This window comes from Streptococcus sp. D7B5 (assembly GCF_029691405.1).
Lineage (GTDB): Bacteria > Bacillota > Bacilli > Lactobacillales > Streptococcaceae > Streptococcus.
Genome location: NZ_CP121467.1, coordinates 835724 through 855425 on the forward strand (window position 1 = coordinate 835724; position 19702 = coordinate 855425).

The 19702-nt window shown below is 43.3% G+C and carries 24 protein-coding genes; 2 read left to right on the forward strand and 22 right to left on the reverse strand.

What is annotated here, in order from left to right; genetic code table 11:
• Positions 1-35: 35 nt before the first annotated feature.
• The 9 genes from P8P68_RS04055 to cdaA form a co-directional block, all read right to left on the reverse strand.
• Entirely contained in the window at positions 36-647 is a 612-nt protein-coding gene (locus tag P8P68_RS04055; RefSeq protein ID WP_278276226.1) for a hypothetical protein, read from the reverse strand.
• The gene (locus P8P68_RS04060) at positions 644-2512 is read right to left on the reverse strand and encodes an ABC-F family ATP-binding cassette domain-containing protein (protein WP_278276227.1); all 1869 of its coding nucleotides are present in this window, start codon (positions 2510-2512) and stop codon (positions 644-646) included. The genes P8P68_RS04055 and P8P68_RS04060 overlap by 4 nt, the downstream gene beginning before the upstream one ends.
• Positions 2509-3708: a CCA tRNA nucleotidyltransferase gene (locus tag P8P68_RS04065; protein ID WP_278276228.1), complete on the reverse strand. Its 1200-nt coding sequence runs from the start codon at positions 3706-3708 to the stop codon at positions 2509-2511. The genes P8P68_RS04060 and P8P68_RS04065 overlap by 4 nt, the downstream gene beginning before the upstream one ends.
• On the reverse strand, positions 3705-4472 hold the full coding sequence (gene dapB, locus P8P68_RS04070; protein ID WP_278276229.1) for a 4-hydroxy-tetrahydrodipicolinate reductase: 768 nt from the start codon (positions 4470-4472) through the stop codon (positions 3705-3707). The genes P8P68_RS04065 and dapB overlap by 4 nt, the downstream gene beginning before the upstream one ends.
• A 151-nt stretch (positions 4473-4623) precedes the next feature.
• A complete protein-coding gene (locus P8P68_RS04075) occupies positions 4624-5472 on the reverse strand; it encodes a DegV family protein (protein ID WP_061420530.1) in 849 nt (282 codons plus the stop codon).
• Positions 5473-5474: 2 nt separating this feature from the next.
• Positions 5475-5849 carry a DUF1149 family protein gene (locus P8P68_RS04080; protein ID WP_001050092.1) on the reverse strand — a complete coding sequence of 125 codons (375 nt, stop codon included), beginning with the start codon at positions 5847-5849 and terminating at the stop codon, positions 5475-5477.
• A 73-nt stretch (positions 5850-5922) separates the two neighbouring features.
• The gene (gene glmM / locus P8P68_RS04085; RefSeq protein WP_278276301.1) at positions 5923-7275 is read right to left on the reverse strand and encodes a phosphoglucosamine mutase; all 1353 of its coding nucleotides are present in this window, start codon (positions 7273-7275) and stop codon (positions 5923-5925) included.
• A gap of 30 nt (positions 7276-7305) precedes the next feature.
• Positions 7306-8103 (reverse strand): CdaR family protein, encoded by a 798-nt coding sequence (locus tag P8P68_RS04090; RefSeq protein ID WP_278276230.1) that lies wholly within the window; start codon positions 8101-8103, stop codon positions 7306-7308.
• Positions 8090-8947, reverse strand: a complete 858-nt coding sequence (gene cdaA / locus P8P68_RS04095; RefSeq protein WP_001011081.1) for a diadenylate cyclase CdaA — start codon at positions 8945-8947, stop codon at positions 8090-8092. The genes P8P68_RS04090 and cdaA overlap by 14 nt, the downstream gene beginning before the upstream one ends.
• 136 nt (positions 8948-9083) lie before the next feature.
• On the opposite strand from cdaA, the gene P8P68_RS04100 reads away from it, so the two are divergent.
• Complete coding sequence (locus P8P68_RS04100; RefSeq protein WP_278276231.1) at positions 9084-10052, forward strand: NAD(P)/FAD-dependent oxidoreductase; 969 nt, start codon at positions 9084-9086, stop codon at positions 10050-10052.
• Positions 10053-10083: 31 nt separating this feature from the next.
• Here P8P68_RS04100 and whiA read toward each other — a convergent pair whose 3' ends face one another.
• From whiA to P8P68_RS04150, 10 genes are all read right to left on the reverse strand, one after another.
• Positions 10084-10995, reverse strand: a complete 912-nt coding sequence (gene whiA, locus P8P68_RS04105) for a DNA-binding protein WhiA (protein ID WP_278276232.1) — start codon at positions 10993-10995, stop codon at positions 10084-10086.
• Positions 10992-11969 (reverse strand): YvcK family protein, encoded by a 978-nt coding sequence (locus tag P8P68_RS04110; protein ID WP_278276233.1) that lies wholly within the window; start codon positions 11967-11969, stop codon positions 10992-10994. Before P8P68_RS04110 ends, whiA begins: the two co-directional genes overlap by 4 nt.
• Positions 11966-12856 (reverse strand): RNase adapter RapZ, encoded by an 891-nt coding sequence (gene rapZ, locus P8P68_RS04115; protein WP_000163039.1) that lies wholly within the window; start codon positions 12854-12856, stop codon positions 11966-11968. Before rapZ ends, P8P68_RS04110 begins: the two co-directional genes overlap by 4 nt.
• A gap of 51 nt (positions 12857-12907) precedes the next feature.
• Positions 12908-13288, reverse strand: a complete 381-nt coding sequence (locus P8P68_RS04120) for a RidA family protein (RefSeq protein WP_001140417.1) — start codon at positions 13286-13288, stop codon at positions 12908-12910.
• Positions 13289-13297: 9 nt separating this feature from the next.
• Complete coding sequence (gene yihA / locus P8P68_RS04125; protein WP_278276234.1) at positions 13298-13885, reverse strand: ribosome biogenesis GTP-binding protein YihA/YsxC; 588 nt, start codon at positions 13883-13885, stop codon at positions 13298-13300.
• Between the two features lie 8 nt (positions 13886-13893).
• Positions 13894-15126: an ATP-dependent Clp protease ATP-binding subunit ClpX gene (gene clpX, locus P8P68_RS04130; RefSeq protein ID WP_002874765.1), complete on the reverse strand. Its 1233-nt coding sequence runs from the start codon at positions 15124-15126 to the stop codon at positions 13894-13896.
• Positions 15127-15157: 31 nt separating this feature from the next.
• A complete protein-coding gene (locus tag P8P68_RS04135; protein WP_000442252.1) occupies positions 15158-15328 on the reverse strand; it encodes a hypothetical protein in 171 nt (56 codons plus the stop codon).
• The gene (locus tag P8P68_RS04140) at positions 15328-15834 is read right to left on the reverse strand and encodes a dihydrofolate reductase (protein ID WP_278276235.1); all 507 of its coding nucleotides are present in this window, start codon (positions 15832-15834) and stop codon (positions 15328-15330) included. Before P8P68_RS04140 ends, P8P68_RS04135 begins: the two co-directional genes overlap by 1 nt.
• Before the next feature lie 118 nt (positions 15835-15952).
• Positions 15953-16627, reverse strand: coding sequence for a (d)CMP kinase (cmk, locus tag P8P68_RS04145; RefSeq protein ID WP_000849413.1), 675 nt, complete (start codon positions 16625-16627; stop codon positions 15953-15955).
• A gap of 9 nt (positions 16628-16636) precedes the next feature.
• Positions 16637-17143, reverse strand: coding sequence for an SAG1386/EF1546 family surface-associated protein (locus tag P8P68_RS04150; protein WP_000410186.1), 507 nt, complete (start codon positions 17141-17143; stop codon positions 16637-16639).
• A gap of 45 nt (positions 17144-17188) precedes the next feature.
• On the opposite strand from P8P68_RS04150, the gene P8P68_RS04155 reads away from it, so the two are divergent.
• The gene (locus P8P68_RS04155; protein WP_002874767.1) at positions 17189-17392 is read left to right on the forward strand and encodes a ferredoxin; all 204 of its coding nucleotides are present in this window, start codon (positions 17189-17191) and stop codon (positions 17390-17392) included.
• 91 nt (positions 17393-17483) lie between these two features.
• On the opposite strand, the gene P8P68_RS04160 is transcribed toward P8P68_RS04155, so the two are convergent.
• Genes P8P68_RS04160 through P8P68_RS04170 form a run of 3 tightly spaced genes read right to left on the reverse strand, consistent with a single transcriptional unit; the run spans position 17484 to position 19676 of the window.
• Complete coding sequence (locus P8P68_RS04160; RefSeq protein ID WP_278276236.1) at positions 17484-18434, reverse strand: glycosyltransferase family 2 protein; 951 nt, start codon at positions 18432-18434, stop codon at positions 17484-17486.
• 1 nt (position 18435) lies between these two features.
• On the reverse strand, positions 18436-19455 hold the full coding sequence (gene galE, locus P8P68_RS04165) for a UDP-glucose 4-epimerase GalE (RefSeq protein WP_278276237.1): 1020 nt from the start codon (positions 19453-19455) through the stop codon (positions 18436-18438).
• Positions 19434-19676, reverse strand: a complete 243-nt coding sequence (locus P8P68_RS04170; protein ID WP_278276238.1) for a hypothetical protein — start codon at positions 19674-19676, stop codon at positions 19434-19436. The genes galE and P8P68_RS04170 overlap by 22 nt, the downstream gene beginning before the upstream one ends.
• Positions 19677-19702 lie beyond the last annotated feature (26 nt).

The window sequence follows — 19702 nt, forward strand, 5'->3', positions numbered from 1 at the left end:
GCCTTTTTGATTATTCTACTTTAAGCAAAGACAGACTATGACGGTTTGGAAGATTTGCTTTTCGAAGCTTGTTTTGCCTTTTTTCTTGCTTGACGATTTTGTTCGATGCGCCATTCTCTTTCATAGTACTTCATGGTCTCGTAGACCCTTTCAGGAAGTCCTACATCTAGCAGAAAGATAGGGATGATCAAATCTGCTGACGGATAAAAAGGGAGAATCCTTCTCTTCAGCAGTGTTAGAAAGGATTGGGATTTCACATTTTCCTTGTTTTTAAAATAGACTTCAATCCGATAAGAATCCCTATACTTCCCTCGAATCCGAGAGAAGGAAAAGTCCTCTACATCTGCCCAAGCATAGAAATGACTAGGTTTCTTTGGATTTTGTTTGTAGTAAAACCCCTCGACAGTACATTTCAAATATTCCTTATCGGAGCTTAACAACCTGTATGTCTGATAAACGACTACTCCTGCACAAAAGAGGACAAGCAGTATTAATAACAGACTTATCGTATGAAGTCTGGTTCCCTTTTGCGAATACAAATGGAGATAAGAGAGAGGTAACAAGAAGAAAAACACCGAAGCTAGGCCAAACAAGGCATTCCAAATGATTTTCTTGGGACTACGTTTAATGACTTTTTCTTCCATCATGCCAACTCACTTAAATATTCATAGCGTTCGTATTTTTCAAGAAGTTCTTCGTTTTTCTCGTCTAGCTCTTTTTGAAGCGTCGCCAGTTTGCCAAAGTCAGAGCCATTTGCCTGCATTTCTTCTTCAATAGCAGCAATACGATTTTCCAAGGCTTCAATATCCCCTTCAATGCTTGCCCACTCCTGCTTTTCTTGGTAGGTCATGCGTTTCTTGTCTTCACGGACCTTGACCACTTTCTCCTTTTCTGCCTTTTGCACTTGATTGGCCATATCAGTTTCAAAAGCTTTTTCATCAAGGTAGTCGGTATAATGACCAAAGAAAGTACGGATGCTGCCATTCTCAAAGGCGAGAATCTTGGTCGCTACCTTATCTAGGAAATAACGGTCGTGGCTAACTGTCAAGACAGGACCCGCAAAGCCCTGCAAGAAATTCTCCAAAACTGTCAAAGTTGCAATATCTAGGTCATTGGTCGGCTCGTCCAAAAGAAGAACATTGGGTTTTTCCAAGAGCAATTTGAGAAGATAAAGGCGTTTTTTCTCTCCACCTGACAATTTCTCAATCAAGGTTCCATGCGTCGAACGTGGGAAGAGAAACTGCTCCAGCAACTCTGCAATGGAAGTCGTAGAACCACCACTGGTCTTAATCTCTTCTGCTACTTCCTGCAGGTAATTGATAACGCGCTTGCTCTCGTCTAAGCCTTCGATTTGTTGAGAGAAATAGGCAATGCGAACCGTCTCACCGATGATAACTTGACCTTTAGTCGGCACAAGACTTCCTGCGATGAGGTTGAGAAGAGTTGACTTCCCGACACCGTTGTCCCCAACAATTCCGATACGGTCTTTGGCTTGCACCAATAGATTAAAATCTTGCAAAATGGGCTTGTTTTCATAGGCGAAGGAAACATTCTGAAACTCGATGACTTTTTTCCCAATACGACTGGTTTCAAAGTTCATGGTCAAGTCTGTATCAGCAACGCCACCTGAAACTTCTTTTTTCAAATCGTGGAAACGATTGATACGGGCCTGTTGCTTGGTCGCACGGGCCTGCGGTTGTCTACGCATCCAGGCTAATTCTTGCTTATAGAGTTGTTCCTTTTTGTGGAGAAGTGCTGCATCACGCTCATCTTGTTCCGCTTTTAGGCGAACATAGTCCTGATAATTCCCCTGATACTCGGTCAAGCCTGCTCGGTCCAACTCGAAAATCCGTGTTGATAGTGCATCTAGGAAATAACGATCGTGGGTGATAAAGAGAACTGTCTTCTTAGAATTTTTCAAAAAGAGGGTCAGCCACTCAATGGTCGCAATGTCCAGGTGGTTGGTCGGCTCGTCCAGAAGCAAGAGATCGTGGTTTCCTAGGAGAACTTGCGCCAACTGGATACGTCTTCTTAGACCTCCTGACAATTCACCAACTGGAGTCGACAAGTTCTGAATACCTAGCTTGCTGAGGACCGTCTTGACCTGGCTTTCAATTTCCCAGGCTTGGAGAGAATCCATCTCTGCCATGACCCGTTCCAAACGAGCCTGCTTGTCCTCACTGTAGTTGAGCATGATTAACTCATACTCACGAATCAACTGGATTTCCTTGAGGTCGCTAGAGAGAACCGTATCCAAGACCGTCTTGCTATCATCAAAATCAGGATCCTGGGTCAAGTAGCCAATCTTATAGTCATTCTTTGCCGAAAAGGGACTGACATCCCCATCAAAGCCAGAAACGCCAGAAAGGACGTCTAAAAGGGTGGTCTTACCCGTTCCATTGACACCTATTAGACCTATTCTATCCAAGTCATGGATGATAAAAGAAATATCCTTAAAAACGGTCTTGTCTCCAACGGATTTGCTTAGTTTTTCAACGATAAAATCACTCATTTTTTCTCCCTCAGGTAAGCATGGATGGCTTGACGATCATTTTCCAATTCTCCATCGACAATGGCAAACTCAATCTCTGTTAAAATCTCTCCCAAGTCTGGTCCTGGCTGGTAACCATATTCCTTAATCAAAATTCCACCGTTAATCTGAATTTCTTTCTTGTCATGAATGGTCAAACTCTGGTAAGTTTCTTTGATGGCTTGTGGGTTGACTTCTTTCCCTTGAGCCTGACGAAGACTTTCGGCTTGTAGAAGGGAATCCAAATCAAAGCGGTAACAATCGCGCTTGCTCAGCTCTCCTTCTTCTCGCAAAGTCAAAATAGTCAGCAAATCCTGAACCTGCTTGGCAAACTGGCGTGAGGTCTTCCAATATTTCAAAAATGGCTGTGCATCTTTAATCTCCAAAGCCCACAATAGAGCTGCCCAAGCTTGTTCAGAAGATTCAAAAGTGAAATCAGTCTCCAAATCAAACAGTCTGTTGAGCTTGTCTTGGCTTCCTGCCATATCTGGAAGATAGTCATAAGCTTGACTTTCAATCATGGAAGACAGACCAACTCGCCAAAAAGGTGCCAGCAATAGTTTATCAAACTCAACGAAGGTGCGCTCCACAGAAATTTTCTCCAAGAGCGGAGTCAAAGTCTTCATCGCTTCAAAAGTTTCTGACTCAAGTTTAAAACCGAGACTGGACTGAAAACGGAAACCTCGCATAATTCGCAGAGCATCTTCGTTAAAACGCTCACTAGCTACTCCAACTGCTCGCAAGACTTGGTTTTTCAAATCTTCTAAACCATGAAATAAGTCAATGATTTCGCCTGTCTCATCCAAAGCAAAGGCATTAACCGTGAAATCACGGCGCTTGAGGTCCTCTTCTAGCGAACGCACAAAGGAAACCGCACTGGGTCTGCGATAGTCCACATAGACATCTTCGGTCCTAAAGGTGGTTACCTCATACTCCTCGTCCCCTTCTAAAACCAAGACAGTTCCGTGCTCGATTCCGATATCAGCTGTTCGTGGAAAAATCTGCTTGGTCTCCTCTGGGTAGGAAGAAGTTGCGATGTCCACATCATGGATGGGACGATGGAGGAGGGCATCTCGAACAGAGCCCCCAACAAAATAGGCCTCAAAGCCTGCTTCTTTAATTTTTTCTAATACTGGTAAAGCCTTCTGAAATTCAGAAGGCATTTGCGTTAATCTCATAATAAGTGTTCTAATCCATAGACAAGCTCATGACGCTTGACAACTTCTTTTATTCCCAAATTGACCCCTGTCATGAAGGAGCTGCGATCATAGGAGTCATGACGAAGGGTCAACCCTTCTCCCTGATTGCCAAAGATAACTTCTTGATGAGCTACTAAGCCTGGCAAACGAACTGAGTGGATCCGCATGCCATCAAAATCAGCACCACGGGCACCTGCAATCAATTCTTCCTCATCAGGCGCACCTTGTTGGATAGACTCTCGCACTTCCGCCATCAACTCAGCCGTTTTAATGGCTGTTCCGCTCGGAGCATCTTTTTTCTTGTCATGATGGAGCTCGATAATCTCCACATTGGGGAAATATTTGGCAGCCTGCGTCGCAAATTGCATAAGCAAGACAGCCCCCAAGGCAAAGTTAGGGGCAATCAAGCCACCCAAATCTTGTTCACGGGAAAATGCTTTTAATTCTGCAATTTCTTCACTAGTGAATCCAGTTGTTCCTACGACAGGAGCAAAGCCATTTTCAAGGGCAAAACGCGTATTTTCGTAAGCAACGGCTGGTGTAGTAAAATCCACCCAGACATCCGCTTCAAAACCAGCCAAGTCAGCCTTATCATTAAAGACAGGAATCCCCTGCCACTCTGACTCAGACTCAAAAGGATCCAAAACTGCGACCAAGTCCAAGTCTGGATCTGACAAGACCATCTGACAAGCAGCTTGGCCCATCTTTCCCTTAAAACCGGCAATAATTACTCGAATACTCATCTCTACTCCTGACTAAGATACAAAGGACGTTAGCTGCCCATGAAAAATAGGGAATGGCGCTGACTTTCTACGAAAGGCAAGACAGGCATCTTTTTTCAAGAGGCAGGTAGGCCGTGTTCAATTGCTAAGATACAAAGCCTGTAAGAACAATTTAGACGATTGGTGTATAGCTCAAGGCGATACTACCTTCTCCAAGGTGGGTCCCAATAACACTACCAAAGGTTTCAATTGGAATTTCAGCAGTCACACCACTCTCCATCAAAAGCTGACGTAAATCCGCTGCCTTTTGAGGAGCGTTCCCATGAATGACTGTTATACGGTAGTCCCCATCTTTTGTCAACTCCTTGATGATTTCCACCAAACGTTTGATTGCTTTCTTTTCTGTACGAACTTTTTCGTAAACTTCAATCACTCCTTGGTCATTAAAGTAAAGAATAGGCTTGATACTGAGGAGATTCCCTAAGATGGCTGCCCCATTTGACAAACGTCCTCCTTTAACCAAGTGATCGAGGTCATCTACTATGATAAAGGCTGAATTATCAGCAATTTGAAGAGCTAATTTCTCCTGAATCTGAGCAAAATCATCGCCTTGTTCTGCCCATTCAAAGGCACTCTCCACCATAAATCCTAGAGGGGAACTTGTGATATGGGTATCTGGAAAGGCAATGGTCAAGCCATCATATTCATCCAACATGTATTGGATGTTCTGATAAAAGCCTGAAATTCCTGACGAAAGAAAGAGTCCCAAGACATGGGTATAGCCTTCATCTTTCAAGGAACTTAGAATCTCATCCAATTTGGCAATACTTGGTTGACTAGTTTTAGGCAATTCTCCAGACTGAGCCATTTTTTGATAAAATTCCTCAGCAGTCAGATTGACACCTTCGACATACTCTTCCCCATCAATATTGACAGGAATATCCAAGATAAATAGATTCTCTCTTTGCAGCGTCTTCTCCTCTAAATAGGCTGAAGAATCTGTAATGACAGCTAATTTCATGACTAAAACTCCAAATTGATCCCTGGAAGATCCAAGGCGATTTCTGTTACTTCATACGTCAAACGATTGAGCATGTTCAAACATGGACGTGCCAAGGTTTCGACTTCTTCTTGGTTAAATTCGCTTGGTTCGTTGACAATACGACCTTCCACATGGTTCACTTGGGAAATTGTTCCGCTGATGACAAATTTGTCAAAGACAATCATAAAGCTCAAGATAACGACTAAAGAAGTCACTTGGTTTTCTTGGTCATGTTGGAGTAACTGAAAGTTCACGTCTACCTTGGTTTCAGGAGCTCCATTTTCATTTTCCCATTCAAAGTTACGAGCATCAAAGTGATACTGGCTAACAAATTCTTGTTCTCGTTTAAGATTCATTTTTCTCTCCCATTGCTACAATTTACTATGCAATTGTACCACATTTTTATCATTTCATCTAGTTTTCTAGGCTTTAGTCAATTCCAATTTCATCTTTAACAACAGCAGCAATCGTATCTACGTAGTAGTTAACTTCTTCTGTTGTTGGGGCTTCTGCCATGACACGCAAGAGGGGTTCTGTTCCACTTGGGCGGACAAGGATACGACCGTTCCCTGCCATTTCTTCTTCCATCTTTTCGATGATTGTCTTGATGGCTGGTACTTCCATAGCCTTTTCTTTCATGGCATTTTTCACTCGGATATTGACCAGTTTTTGTGGGTAAATCGTCACTTCTGATGCCAGTTGAGACAAGCTCTTGCCTGTTTCTTTCATGATTTTAGTCAATTGGACAGCTGATAATTGACCATCACCAGTTGTATTGTAATCCATTAAGATAACGTGACCAGACTGTTCACCACCAAGATTGTAGCCTGATTTTCTCATTTCTTCAACGACATAGCGGTCACCAACAGCAGTCACTGCCTTGTTAATACCGGCACTCTCCAAGGCCTTATGGAAGCCAAGGTTAGACATAACGGTTGTCACGATGGTGTTTTGAGCCAACTGGCCTTTTTCAGAAAGATATTTTCCGATGATGTACATGATCTTATCACCATCGACGATGTCACCATTTTCATCAACAGCAATCAAACGGTCACTATCTCCGTCAAAGGCCAAACCAATAGCTGACTGGCTTTCTTTGACCACTTCTTGAAGAGCTTCTGGATGTGTAGAACCCACATTCAAGTTGATATTCAGACCATCTGGTGTCTCCCCAATAACAGTCAGTTGAGCACCCAAATCAGCGAAAATCTGACGAGCACTCGTAGCTGCTGCACCGTTGGCTGTATCCAACGCAACTTTCATTCCCTCAAGAGGAGTTCCAGTTGAAACAAGGTATCCTTCATACTTACGTAAGCCTTCTGGATAGTCCACCAAGGTTCCCAAGCCCTCTGCACTCGGACGAGGAAGTGCGTCTTCGGCAGCGTCCAACAAGGCTTCGATTTCTGCTTCTTTTTCATCATCAAGTTTGAAGCCATCCCCACCAAAGAACTTAATTCCATTATCAAGGGCTGGGTTGTGACTCGCAGAAATCATGACACCCGCACTAGCTCCCTCAGTTTTAACCAAGTAAGCTACTGCTGGTGTTGCAAGGACACCGAGTTTGTAGACGTGAATTCCTACTGATAGAAGACCTGCCACCAAGGCAGATTCTAGCATTTCTCCTGAGATACGTGTATCACGTCCTACAAAGACTTTAGGGGCTTCCGTTTCATGTTGACTAAGAACATAACCACCAAAACGTCCCAATTTAAAGGCCAATTCTGGCGTCAGTTCTACGTTTGCTTCTCCACGGACTCCATCGGTCCCAAAATATTTACCCATTTTGTTAATCATCCTTTTCTACTTTTTTATTTATTCTTGTTTAGACGAGTCTGGTTTTATTTCTGAACTCGTTGAAGACGAGCTGCTAGTCGAGGATCCTGTTGATGAGGTCGTTGACGAAGAACTCGAGCTAGACGATACTGTTTTGGTTGTAATTTTCATTGTAGTGTCAAATGGCATAATGACGCTTGGTAAGACATTTCCATTTTTATCGACTGCTTGTAGAGGAACAGAGGACGAGTAGTTTCTAGTTATCCGTTCACTCGTCGGTAAGATGGCAATGACACGATCTACTTTGGAGAGAGTCTCCTCGTCACTAATAACCGTTACTTTTTCATCTGATACAGTAACGGTATCGATTTTCACGCGAGAATCAATCTGACTAGGATCAATCTCCGGCACAACAATGACATTGTCTCGTTTTGCTTTTTTACCAACCTTGACTGTTATCTTTTGCGGAGTTGCAACAGCCGTCAAACCACTCGGTAAATTTTCAATAGTCAGAGGAACTTCGATGGTTCCTACACTAGCATCAGAAAGATCAGCCGTCACCTTAAATTTGCGGGTACTTTCCTGCATCTCACTCGCTAAAGCAACTCTGTTTGACCCTGTTAGAAAGACCGTCACCTCAGATGTAAAACCACTGATAAAATACTGATCACTGTCATACTGAATATCAATTGGGACATTAAGAACTGTGTTTGTATAAGTCTCCGTCCGCACCTGTCTGGCACTGTTGCTATTCTGATAGTTTGTCAATGTTGCATAGATAAAGAGAATGCAGGCGAAAAAGAAGGAAGAAATGATGTATAGACTATTTTTTCTCATGTTTCAATCCTCCTAGCAAGCGCTCTTTCAGACCTTGCTTTTTCTCTGATTTTGGAAGTAAGATTCTTCTTAACTCCGATTCAAACTCTTCCAAGGTCAAATCATGCTTAAAGACTCCATTATAGGTGATTGAGATTCCACCCGTTTCTTCCGAAACCACAAAGGTAAGAGCATCTGACACTTCCGACAAACCAATCGCCGCCCTGTGACGCGTTCCAAACTCCTTGGAAATCCCGGTATCTTCGGTCAGGGGTAGATAGGCTGAAGTGACGGCAATCCGGTCTTCCTTGATAATGACAGCACCATCATGCAAGGGAGTATTAGGGATAAAGATATTAATCAATAACTCGGATGAGATTTTCGCATCTAGAGGAATTCCAGTAGAGATATATTCCTGCAAGGTTCTCACTCGCTGAACAGCAACCAGAGCACCTATCTTACGCGGACTCATGTACTCGACTGATTTGACAAAGGCACGAACCATTTGCTCTTCTGCACTAATAGGGGCATTGTAGAAGAAATCAGTAGCTCGACCTAATCTCTCCAAACCAGTCCGAATCTCTGGCGAAAAGATAACCACCGCTGCGATAACCCCGTAGGTGATAATCTGATTGATCAACCATGAAATGGTCGTTAAGCCAATCATATTGGACAGAATCTGACCTAGAATAAAGACCAAAACTCCCCGAACCAAGATCATGATTTTAGTCCCTGCAATCGCTTTGGTAAAATGATACAAAATATAAGTCACAATCAAAATATCAATCAGATTGATGACTATCGTCCAAGGACTTGAAAACAAACTCGTCCAGTATTGCAAATTGGATAATTGTTGAAAATTCATCCCTGGCCTCCTCCCTGTCAAAACACTTTCCGTACTATTATACCATTTTCTGCTCATTTTTTCCCCATCCTACTTCATTTTAAATTAAGCAAAATTATGATAAAATAAACTGACTAGAAAAAACGAAGGAGAAATCATGTCTCAACTCTATGATATTACCATTGTAGGTGGCGGTCCTGTCGGCCTCTTTGCTGCCTTTTACGCTCACCTACGCCAAGCCAAAGTCCAAATCATCGACTCTCTTCCCCAGCTCGGTGGTCAGCCTGCCATCCTCTACCCTGAAAAGCAAATCCTTGATGTGCCAGGTTTTTCAAACTTAACTGGAGAAGAGTTAACCAAGCGTTTACTTGAGCAGCTAGATGGCTTTGACACACCTGTTCACCTCAACGAAACTGTTCTTGAAATAGAGAAACAAGATCAAGGTTTTACCATCACAACCAACAAGGGCAGCCACCTGACCAAAACAGTCATCATTGCCATGGGTGGTGGTGCCTTTAAACCTCGTCCGCTCGAATTAGATGGCGTCGAAAACTATGAAAATATCCACTACCACGTTGCCAATATCCAGCAATACGCTGGTAAGAAAGTGACCATCCTTGGTGGTGGGGACTCAGCAGTAGACTGGGCTCTGGCTTTTGAAAAGATTTCCCCAACTACCCTTGTTCACCGCAGAGATAATTTCCGCGCCTTGGAACACAGTGTGCAAGCCTTGCAAGAATCATCTGTGACCATCAAGACACCGTTCGTCCCTAGCCAACTTATCGGAGATGGAAAAACACTCGACAAACTAGAAATCACCAAAGTCAAATCAGATGAAACCGAAACTATCAAAGTAGACCACCTCTTTGTCAACTACGGCTTCAAGTCCTCTGTCGGTAATCTTAAAAATTGGGGGCTGGACCTCAACCGTCACAAGATTATCGTCAATAGCAAACAAGAATCCAGCCAAGCAGGTATCTATGCTATCGGCGACTGCTGCTACTATGAAGGTAAGATTGATTTGATTGCGACAGGACTGGGTGAAGCTCCAACAGCTGTTAACAATGCCATTAACTACATTGACCCTGACCAAAAAGTACAACCCAAACACTCGACCAGTTTATAATAAAAGAACCACGGATCAACGATTCGTGGTTTTATAGTTCATCTGCAATCTTGTTTATTTTTCTGAGTCTGTGGTTGACACCACTTTTGGTCAGGGGATTGCTCAGGCTATCCGCCAACTGCTGGATAGAGTAGTCTGGGTGCTGGATCCGTAAGCGAGCCACCTCCTGCAAATCCACTGGTAAATTTTCCAAACCCATTCTATCTTTGATTTTACTGATATTATTGATAGTCTTTATGCTGGCAGAAACTGTCCGAGCGATATTAGCTGTCTCGGCATTATTGGCTCGATTGAGATCGTTACGAGTTTCACGCAAAATCTTGACGCGCTCAAAGTTATCACGCGCCTGCATAGCCCCAATCACGATCAAGAAATCCATGATGTCCTCTGCACGCTGGAGATAGGTAACTGCACCTTTCTTTCGCTCAATAACCTTGGCATCCAGTAAAAATTGCTGGAGGAGAGAGGCTAGTCCTTGGGCGTGGTCCAGATAAACGGAACTGATCTCCAACTGGTACTTGCCAGACTCAGGATCTCGGATGCTACCATTTGCCAGAAAGGCCCCACATAAGTAAGCACGACCAGCCTCTTCATCTGCTAAGATATCGGGATCAATACCCGTCTCCAAACCAAAGAAGGAATCCGCAAGTCGCAAATCAGCTAAAAGCTCCTGCACCCTCTCATCTGTATAGACCGTATAGACACGATTCTTGCGAAGATTGCTTCTCTGATGGTGACGAATTTCTGACTTGATCTCATAAAAATGGAGAAAGGACTCATAAAGGTGCCGAGCTAACTTAGCATTTTCAGTTACGACGGACAAGGTCAAGCCCGAACTAGATAGACCGATACTGCCAGACATCTTGATAATGGCCGATAGTTCATAACGACTGAGATGGTGTTGACCAAGAATTTCCTCTTTTACTGCAACTGTAAAACTCATTTTCTCACCTGTATAATGCGCATCAATTCATCTACAATCAAATCGCCATCATGGAAGGCTCCTCCATTTTCCAAACGAAGGAAGTTGGATGAAATCACACGAGGGACCTGCTTGCAAAGACCAGCAAAATCATGCTCTACCTGAACCAAATATTCATCAAAACGGTTGGTATCCATGTATTCTCTAGGAACCTTTTCGATATTAACCAAGACCGTATCAATAAATGGCCGACCTAAGTGTCGATGGAGGACTTCCACGTGGTCACTGTCTGAAAAGTGCTCTGTTTCCCCACGCTGGGTCATGATATTGCAGACATAGGCGATCTCCGCCTTGGTCTCCAAGAGTGCCTGTCCAATCTCCTCGATGACAATATTGGGCAAAATCGATGTAAAGAGGGAACCAGGCCCCAAGACAATCATGTCACTCTCGAGAATGGTATTGACTACTCGACGGCTGGCTTGGGGTGTTTCATCATCCAAGGTATTGGTCACATAGACATGGTCGATCATGCCTGGATGATCTGCAATGTGGCTCTCACCTGCCACCTCAGAACCGTCTCTAAAGACTGCATGCAGTGTCAAAGGCTGATCGCTTGAGGGGTAGATTTTTCCTGTTGTGTGGAAAAAGAGACTTAGTAGCTGCATGGCATTGTAAGTAGATCCCTGCATTTCAGAAAGGCCTGCGATGATGAGATTCCCTAGGGGATGACCAGCAAAAGCGCCAGCCTCTTCTGAGAATCGGTACTGAAAAACCTTCTCATAAAACTTGGGCATATCCGACATGGCCACCAAAACATTACGAAGATCTCCAGGCGGTGTCAGTTGTTGGATATTCTTTCTTAGCTCACCAGAAGATCCACCATCATCGGCGACTGTTACGATGGCTGCAATCTCAACATCCTTTTCCCGCAAACTTTTCAAAATGACGGGGATACCAGTTCCTCCACCAATCACCGTTATTTTAGGTTTTCTCATGAACGGTTTACCGTTTCCTTTCTTCGGTCTTTGTCACGATGGCTTTCATTGACAGGCCAGTTTTTAGCTAGGTCCTCTGCGATTCGCTTGGCAAAGGCAACACTACGGTGCTGTCCACCTGTACATCCCACTGCAATGGTCAAAACGGACTTGCCTTCTTTTTTGTAACTTGGCAAAATGGGTTCAATCAAAGCGAGTAAGTGCTGATAGAAACTTTCAGACTCTTCATGATTCATCACATAGTCATAAACTGCTTGATCCTCACCTGTCTGATTGCGGAGTTCCGGAAGGTAGTATGGATTTGGCAAAAAACGGACATCAAAGACCAAGTCTGCATCGATAGGAATACCATACTTGAATCCAAAAGACATGACCTCGATACGGAAAGACTGGGCTTGTTCTTGGTCTGAAAATTGCTCAGCAATGGTTTTACGAAGTTCACGTGGGGTGAGTTCTGTCGTATCCACCACATTTTGGCTCATGTTTTTCAAAGGTGCCAAAAGTTCACGTTCCAGCTTAATGCCATCTAAAATTCGACCATCTGCAGCAAGTGGGTGACTCCGTCTGGTTTCCTTGTAACGGGCTACCAATTCCTTATCTGCTGCGTCTAAAAAGAGGATTTTGAAGTCCAAATCATCTTGGTTTTCCAATTCATCCAAAACGGCCTGAATCTCTGAGAAGAAGGAACGGCTACGCATGTCCACAACCAAGGCCAGTTTGTGGTCATCATCCTTGGTCTCTACCAACTGCAAAAACTTTGGCAAGAGGGCTGGTGGCATATTGTCAATAGTGAAATATCCCAAATCCTCGAAGGACTGAATGGCTACTGTTTTCCCTGCACCACTCATACCTGTCACAATCACCAGGTGAAGTTGTTTCTTTGTCATCTATCTCTCCTTATATCAAAAAAAGTTTGGCAGAGCCAAACTTCAACTAGCTTATCCAATCTCTGCGATCACTTCAATTTCGACTTTTACATCACGAGGAAGACGTGCAACCTCTACAGCTGAACGAGCTGGAAATTCCTCTTTAAAGGCAGTCTGGTAAACCTCGTTAAAAGGAACAAAGTCATTCATATCGCTCAAGAAACAAGTTGTTTTGACAACATGGTCAAAGTCTGTTCCTGCTTCAGCCAAAATAGCAGCAATGTTTTTCAAAACTTGTTCTGTCTGTTCTTGGATCGTTTCTCCTACAATTTCTCCAGTTTCAGGAGATAGGGGAACTTGACCGCTAGCAAACAAAAGATTGCCAACGATTTTCCCTTGAACATAAGGTCCGATTGCTTTTGGAGCTTTGTCTGTATGAATTGTTTTTGCCATTTCTTTCCCTCACAATTTTTCTAATATTGCGTCCCAAGCCTGATCCATCCCTGCCTTGCTGACAGATGAAAAGAGGATGAAGTCGTCACTGGGGTCAAAGTTTAATTTCTTTCTGATTGCTGATTCGTGCTTATTCCACTTACCACGAGGAATCTTGTCTGCCTTGGTCGCAACGATGATAACCGGAATCTCATAATACTTGAGAAATTCGTACATCTGCACATCATCTGCTGACGGGTCGTGACGGAGATCCACCAGACTGACAACCGCACGGAGATTTTCCCTAGTCGTCAGGTACTCCTCAATCATGCGCCCCCACTTTTCACGCTCCTTTTTGGAAACACGGGCATAGCCATAACCAGGCACATCCACAAAGCGCATCTTGTCATCAATGTTGAAAAAGTTGAGTAACTGGGTCTTCCCAGGTTTCCCCGATGTACGAGCGAGATTTTTGCGGTTGAGCATGGTGTTGATAAAGCTAGACTTGCCAACATTTGAACGCCCTGCAAGGGCAATCTCTGGCAGTTCATCCTGCGGATAATGAGACTTATTGGCCGCACTGAGCAGGATTTCAGCATTATGTGTATTGATTTCCATAGTCACCTCTAGGCTGTTTCTAGGATTGGTTTTTCCGTTCCATCGACAGCTTCTTTCGTGATGCGGACCAATTTCACATTTTCTTGACTTGGCACTTCAAACATAACATCTAGCATGGTTTCTTCGATGATGGAGCGAAGACCACGCGCCCCTGTCTTGCGTTCGATGGCTTTATTGGCGATTTCTTGAAGGGCTTCATCGTCAAATTCCAACTCAACATCATCATAAGAAAGTAAGGTTTGGTATTGTTTCACCAAGGCATTTCTTGGCTCCTTCAAGATGCGAACCAAATCATCGACCGTCAATTGCTCAAGAGCTGCAAAGACAGGTAAGCGTCCAATCAACTCAGGGATAATACCGAATTTTTGAATGTCTTCTGCGATGATTTCTTGCATGTAAGAGCTGTTTTCGTCAATCGCTTTGTTGTTTTGTCCAAAACCGATAACTTTTTCTCCCAGACGTTGTTTAACGATTTCTTCGATGCCATCAAAAGCACCACCCACGATAAAGAGGATATTTTTAGTATCCACCTGAATCATCTCTTGTTGCGGATGTTTGCGTCCACCTTGAGGCGGTACGCTGGCTACAGTTCCTTCGATGATTTTAAGAAGGGCTTGTTGCACTCCTTCACCCGAAACATCACGTGTGATAGACACGTTCTCGCTCTTCTTGGCAATTTTGTCAATTTCATCTACGTAGATAATCCCACGTTCTGCACGTTCGATGTTAAAGTCAGCAGCCTGCAAAAGTTTGAGGAGGATATTTTCCACGTCCTCACCCACATACCCAGCCTCAGTCAGAGCTGTCGCATCTGCAATAGCAAAAGGCACATTCAAGCTCTTAGCCAAAGTCTGAGCCAAGAAAGTTTTCCCTGAACCAGTTGGACCAATCATCAGGATATTTGACTTCTGCAAATCCACATCTTCTGACTCTTCACGCGTATCATGGAAATTGATGCGTTTATAGTGATTGTATACAGCCACTGCCAAGGCACGTTTGGCACGATCCTGACCAATCACATAGTGGTTTAAGATATTGAGGAGTTCGATTGGTTTTGGTACTTCAGACAAGTCTGCCAAGACTTCCTCAGCCAACTCCTCCCGAATGATTTCCTGGGCCAACTCCACACATTCATTACAGATAAAGGCGTTGTTCCCAGCGATTATTTTCTTTACTTCTTCTTGGCTTTTGCCACAAAATGAGCAATAAACCATCATATCATTTTTCCTATTTGTAGGCATGATTTCCTTCCATTCTAATTTATCATTCTATCTAAAATAAGGTCATATAAAAAGCGTGGACACTGTTGACCAGATTGGTAAAAGCATTCAACCAGAGTAAGGCAGACAGTCCATAGCGCTTCTTACGAAAAGCCTGTGCTCCAGTCAAAATACAGATCACACACAAAAAAGCTGTAAAAAATCCAAATATACTGCGCTCCATTAGACTTCCTTTCTATCTCGGTATTCGATGGTAAAATCATAGACATTTTTCTCATCTTTGGAATAAGATTTGCTTGCAACAGTCTCAAAAGCAGTCAAGTCAAAATCTTCTGGGAAATAGGTATCCCCTTCAACTTGAGCATGAATTTGTGTCACAATAATCTCATCGAGATAAGGTTCAAAAAGCTGAAAAATCTGCTTGCCACCAAGGATATAGAGATTCTTAGCCTGATGATGATACCAGTCTAAAACATCCTCAACATTTTGGAAAACCAGAGCACCTTCAATTGACTCTTCAGGATTGCGCGTCAAAATCAAGGTCTCACGTCCTGGAAGCAAACGTCGTCCTATTCCATCAAAGGTTACACGGCCCATTAAAATGGCATGATTCAAGGTTGTTTCTTTAAAATGTTTTAACTCTGCTGGCAAATGCCAAGGCAAACGATCCTCTTTCCCGATCACACCCTTTTCATCTTGAGCCCAAATGGCTACGATTTTCTTTGTCATGCTTTCATCCTTTTTATTGATACTACTATTTTATCAAAATTCTCCCAAAAAGGCTGTTTTGAAACGCGCGCAAAAGAGAGAAAAGGAGCAGGCTTCATTCAGCCTGCTCCTCTCGCCCTTAGGACATATATTTTTTTGCTTCTGATTCGATTTTTTCAACCACTTCTTGGATACTTAGTCCAGTTGTGTCAAGGTAAACTGCATCCTCAGCCTGTTTGAGAGGTGAGGTTTCACGATGACTGTCCTTGTAGTCACGCGCAGCAATCTCTTCTTTCAACGTTTCCAAATCTGTCTCAATGCCTTTGGCAATATTTTCCTTGTAACGACGCTCTGCTCTTTCTTCAACAGAAGCCACTAGGAAAATCTTGAGTTCAGCTTGTGGTAAAACAACTGTCCCGATATCACGCCCATCCATGACGATACCACCTTGCTGAGCAATCTCTTGCTGGAGCGAAACCAGTTTCTCACGCACCTCAGGAATGGCAGCGATGCTTGAAACCTTGTTGGTCACTTCATTTTCACGAATCGGATGGGTAATATCAACGTCTCCTACAAAAACAAGTTGCTCACCAGTTTCTGAACGTCCAAAACTAATGGGGTGTTGGTTAAGAAGCTCAAGAAGTTGGTCTACATTTCCTGCATTCAACTGGTGTTTGAGCGCTATATAAGTCGCAGCACGGTACATAGCACCTGTATCGAGATAAGTATAACCAAAATCCTTAGCGACAATCTTTGCGACCGTACTCTTACCACTCGAAGCTGGACCATCGATAGCAATTTGAATTGTCTTCATGACCGACTCCTATCTTGTCTTAATCACATCACCTGGGTTGGCAAACCAAGATCCAGATGACATATGAGAAGGATTTAGGGCTTCTAGCTGGGCAATGGAAATCCCTGCACGTTGAGCAAGAGCTGCTTCTCCCTCTCCAGGCTGTACTGTAAGTGTTCCTTCACCCTCTGTATGTTCTTCCGAACTGCTCTCTGAAGGTGTTGATTCAGAAGAAGCTGTTTCCTCTACCTTGCTACTTGAAGATGATGATGCTTCCACTTTAGAACTTGCACTTGTAGAAGGAGACGATGCATCATAGAAGTCCTTCAAAGATGAAGTACGATTGCTTCCTCCGGTTGATAGGTAAATCAATACAACTACCATCGCTACAACGATTACAAAGAAGAGGCTGGCTAGAACCGTCAAGACACGATTCGCAACAACGCCTTTCCCTTTTTGTTTCCGGTGTCGACGCTCTGATCTTGTTTCTTCCTCATTGTTTTCGTAAATATCTTCTTGCCACGGTTCTTTTTCCATACCTTACTCCTTGTTTTTTTTACATTTTCTTATTACAATATAAATATGAAAGTCACACTTATACCCGAACGGTGCATCGCCTGCGGGCTTTGCCAAACTTATTCTGAACTCTTTGATTACCATGATAATGGAATCGTTCGATTTTACGATGATCCAGTTGAATTGCAAAGAGAAATCGCTGAGACCAGCGATGTTCTGGAGGCCATCAAAAATTGTCCTACACGTGCACTTCTAAAAGATCCATCGTAGGAAGCAGGGAATGAATGTTATTGATTTTTTCTCATTTTTCCCACACTTATTAGTTTAGCATATTTCTAGGTAAAATTATAGTCTTTTTTGGTTATTTTTTTCCTTCAATAATAGAAAGGTCACTTTTTTCTTTGACGAGATAGAGTGGTCTTTTTTTGGTCTCTAGATAAATCTTACTAATATACTTACCGAGAATCCCAATCGTCAGGAGTTGAATCCCTCCAAGAAAGAGAATGACAGCCATCAAAGACGTCCAACCAGATGTCGGATTTCCCAGAATAAGAGTCCGAAACACTACAAAAACAGTCATCACAAAAGAAAGAAAACAAGATAGGAGTCCCGCTACAAAGGCTATACTCAAGGGAAAATCTGAAAAGTTAAGAATCCCTTCAATCGAGTAGAAAAAGAGTTGTCTAAAACTCCAACTGGTCTTGCCAGCCTGTCGTTCAACGTTTGGATAGTCCAGATAGTGCGTTTTAAAACCCACCCAGGCAAAGAGTCCTTTAGAAAAACGATTGGATTCGGTCAGGGTTAAAATAGCATCTACTACAGACCTTCTCATCATGCGAAAATCACGGACACCTGAGGGCAAGGCTACTGGGCTAATTTTTTGCATGAGGCGGTAAAAGAGGTTCGCACAGAGACTACGGAAAAAGGGTTCTCCCTCCCGACTAGTTCTCCGTGTCCCAACACAGTCCAAGTCTGCATTTTGGTCTAGTAAGGCTTTCATCTCAAGTAGCATACTAGGAGGATCCTGAAGGTCTGCATCCATCACGACCACCAGGTCTCCAGTTGCATGCTGTAAGCCTGCATACAGAGCTGCTTCTTTCCCAAAATTTCGCGAGAAAGAAATGTAATGTACCGCAGGATTTTGCATCCGATAGGCCTTTAGCAAGTCTAAGGTTCCATCGCTAGACCCGTCATCCACAAAGACATACTCGATCTCTGCTCCCAAGTCAGGAAGCAGAGCTTCCACAGACTGATAAAAAAGAGGAAGTACTTCCTCTTCGTTTAAACAAGGGACAATGATTGAAATCATCATCTTAGTCTTCAAATCCATTTGGATGCTTGCTTTGCCAACGCCATGCGTCTTCACACATTTGGGTGATGTCGAGTTCTGCTTCCCAGCCCAGTTCTGCTTTGGCTTTTGCAGGGTCTGAGTAGCAGGCAGCAATATCACCTGGGCGGCGTTCTACGATGCGGTATGGAATAGGACGTCCCACCGCTTTTTCCATGTTTTGGATAATTTCAAGAACTGAATAGCCTTTACCTGTTCCAAGGTTGTAAATGTTAAGGCCTGAACCTTTTTGGATCTTTTGTAGAGCTGCAACGTGACCTTTGGCTAGATCTACAACGTGGATATAGTCACGAACACCAGTCCCATCTTCCGTATCGTAATCATCTCCAAACACTTGCACTTGCTCTAGTTTACCAACTGCTACTTGCGCAACATAAGGTAAGAGATTGTTTGGAATTCCATTTGGATTTTCTCCTAGGTCTCCACTTTCATGCGCTCCGATTGGGTTGAAGTAACGAAGCAAGACCACGTTCCATTCTGAGTCTGCCTTGTAGATATCGGTCAAAATTTCCTCTAGCATGAGCTTGGTACGGCCATATGGATTGGTCACTGAAAGTGGGAAATCTTCTAGGATTGGCACTGTATGAGGATCTCCGTAAACTGTCGCCGAAGAACTGAAGATGATGTTCTTACAGTTGTTTTCTTCCATGGCTTTCAAAAGGCTGACAGTTCCAGCGATATTATTGTCATAGTAGGCAAGAGGGATACGTGTTGATTCACCAACAGCCTTCAAACCAGCAAAGTGAATGACGCCAGTCGGCTCTTCCTGCTTGAAAATATCTCTGAGGGTATCCGTGTCACGGATATCTGCCTCATAGAAAGGGATTTCAACACCTGTGATTCTTTCAACAACTTCTAAACTCTTACGATTGCTATTGACAAGATTATCCACCACAACGACTTGATGACCTGCTTGGATCAATTCAATAACAGTGTGGGTTCCGATAAATCCGGCACCGCCAGTTACCAAAATCTTTTCTTGCATCTTTTTTCCTCGATTCTCGGATTATTTTTTCTTATTTTATCATTTTTGATAGGGAATGTCATTTGACATCCTAAACTATCTGCTAAAATTTCAGTAAAATGCTTATACTCTTCGAAAATCTCTTCAAGCCACGTTAGCTTCGCCTTGCCGTGGGTTGGTATGGTTACTGACTTCGTCAGTTCTATCCACAACCTCAAAACAGTGTTTTGAGCTGACTTCATCAGCTCTATCCACAGCCTCAAAACAG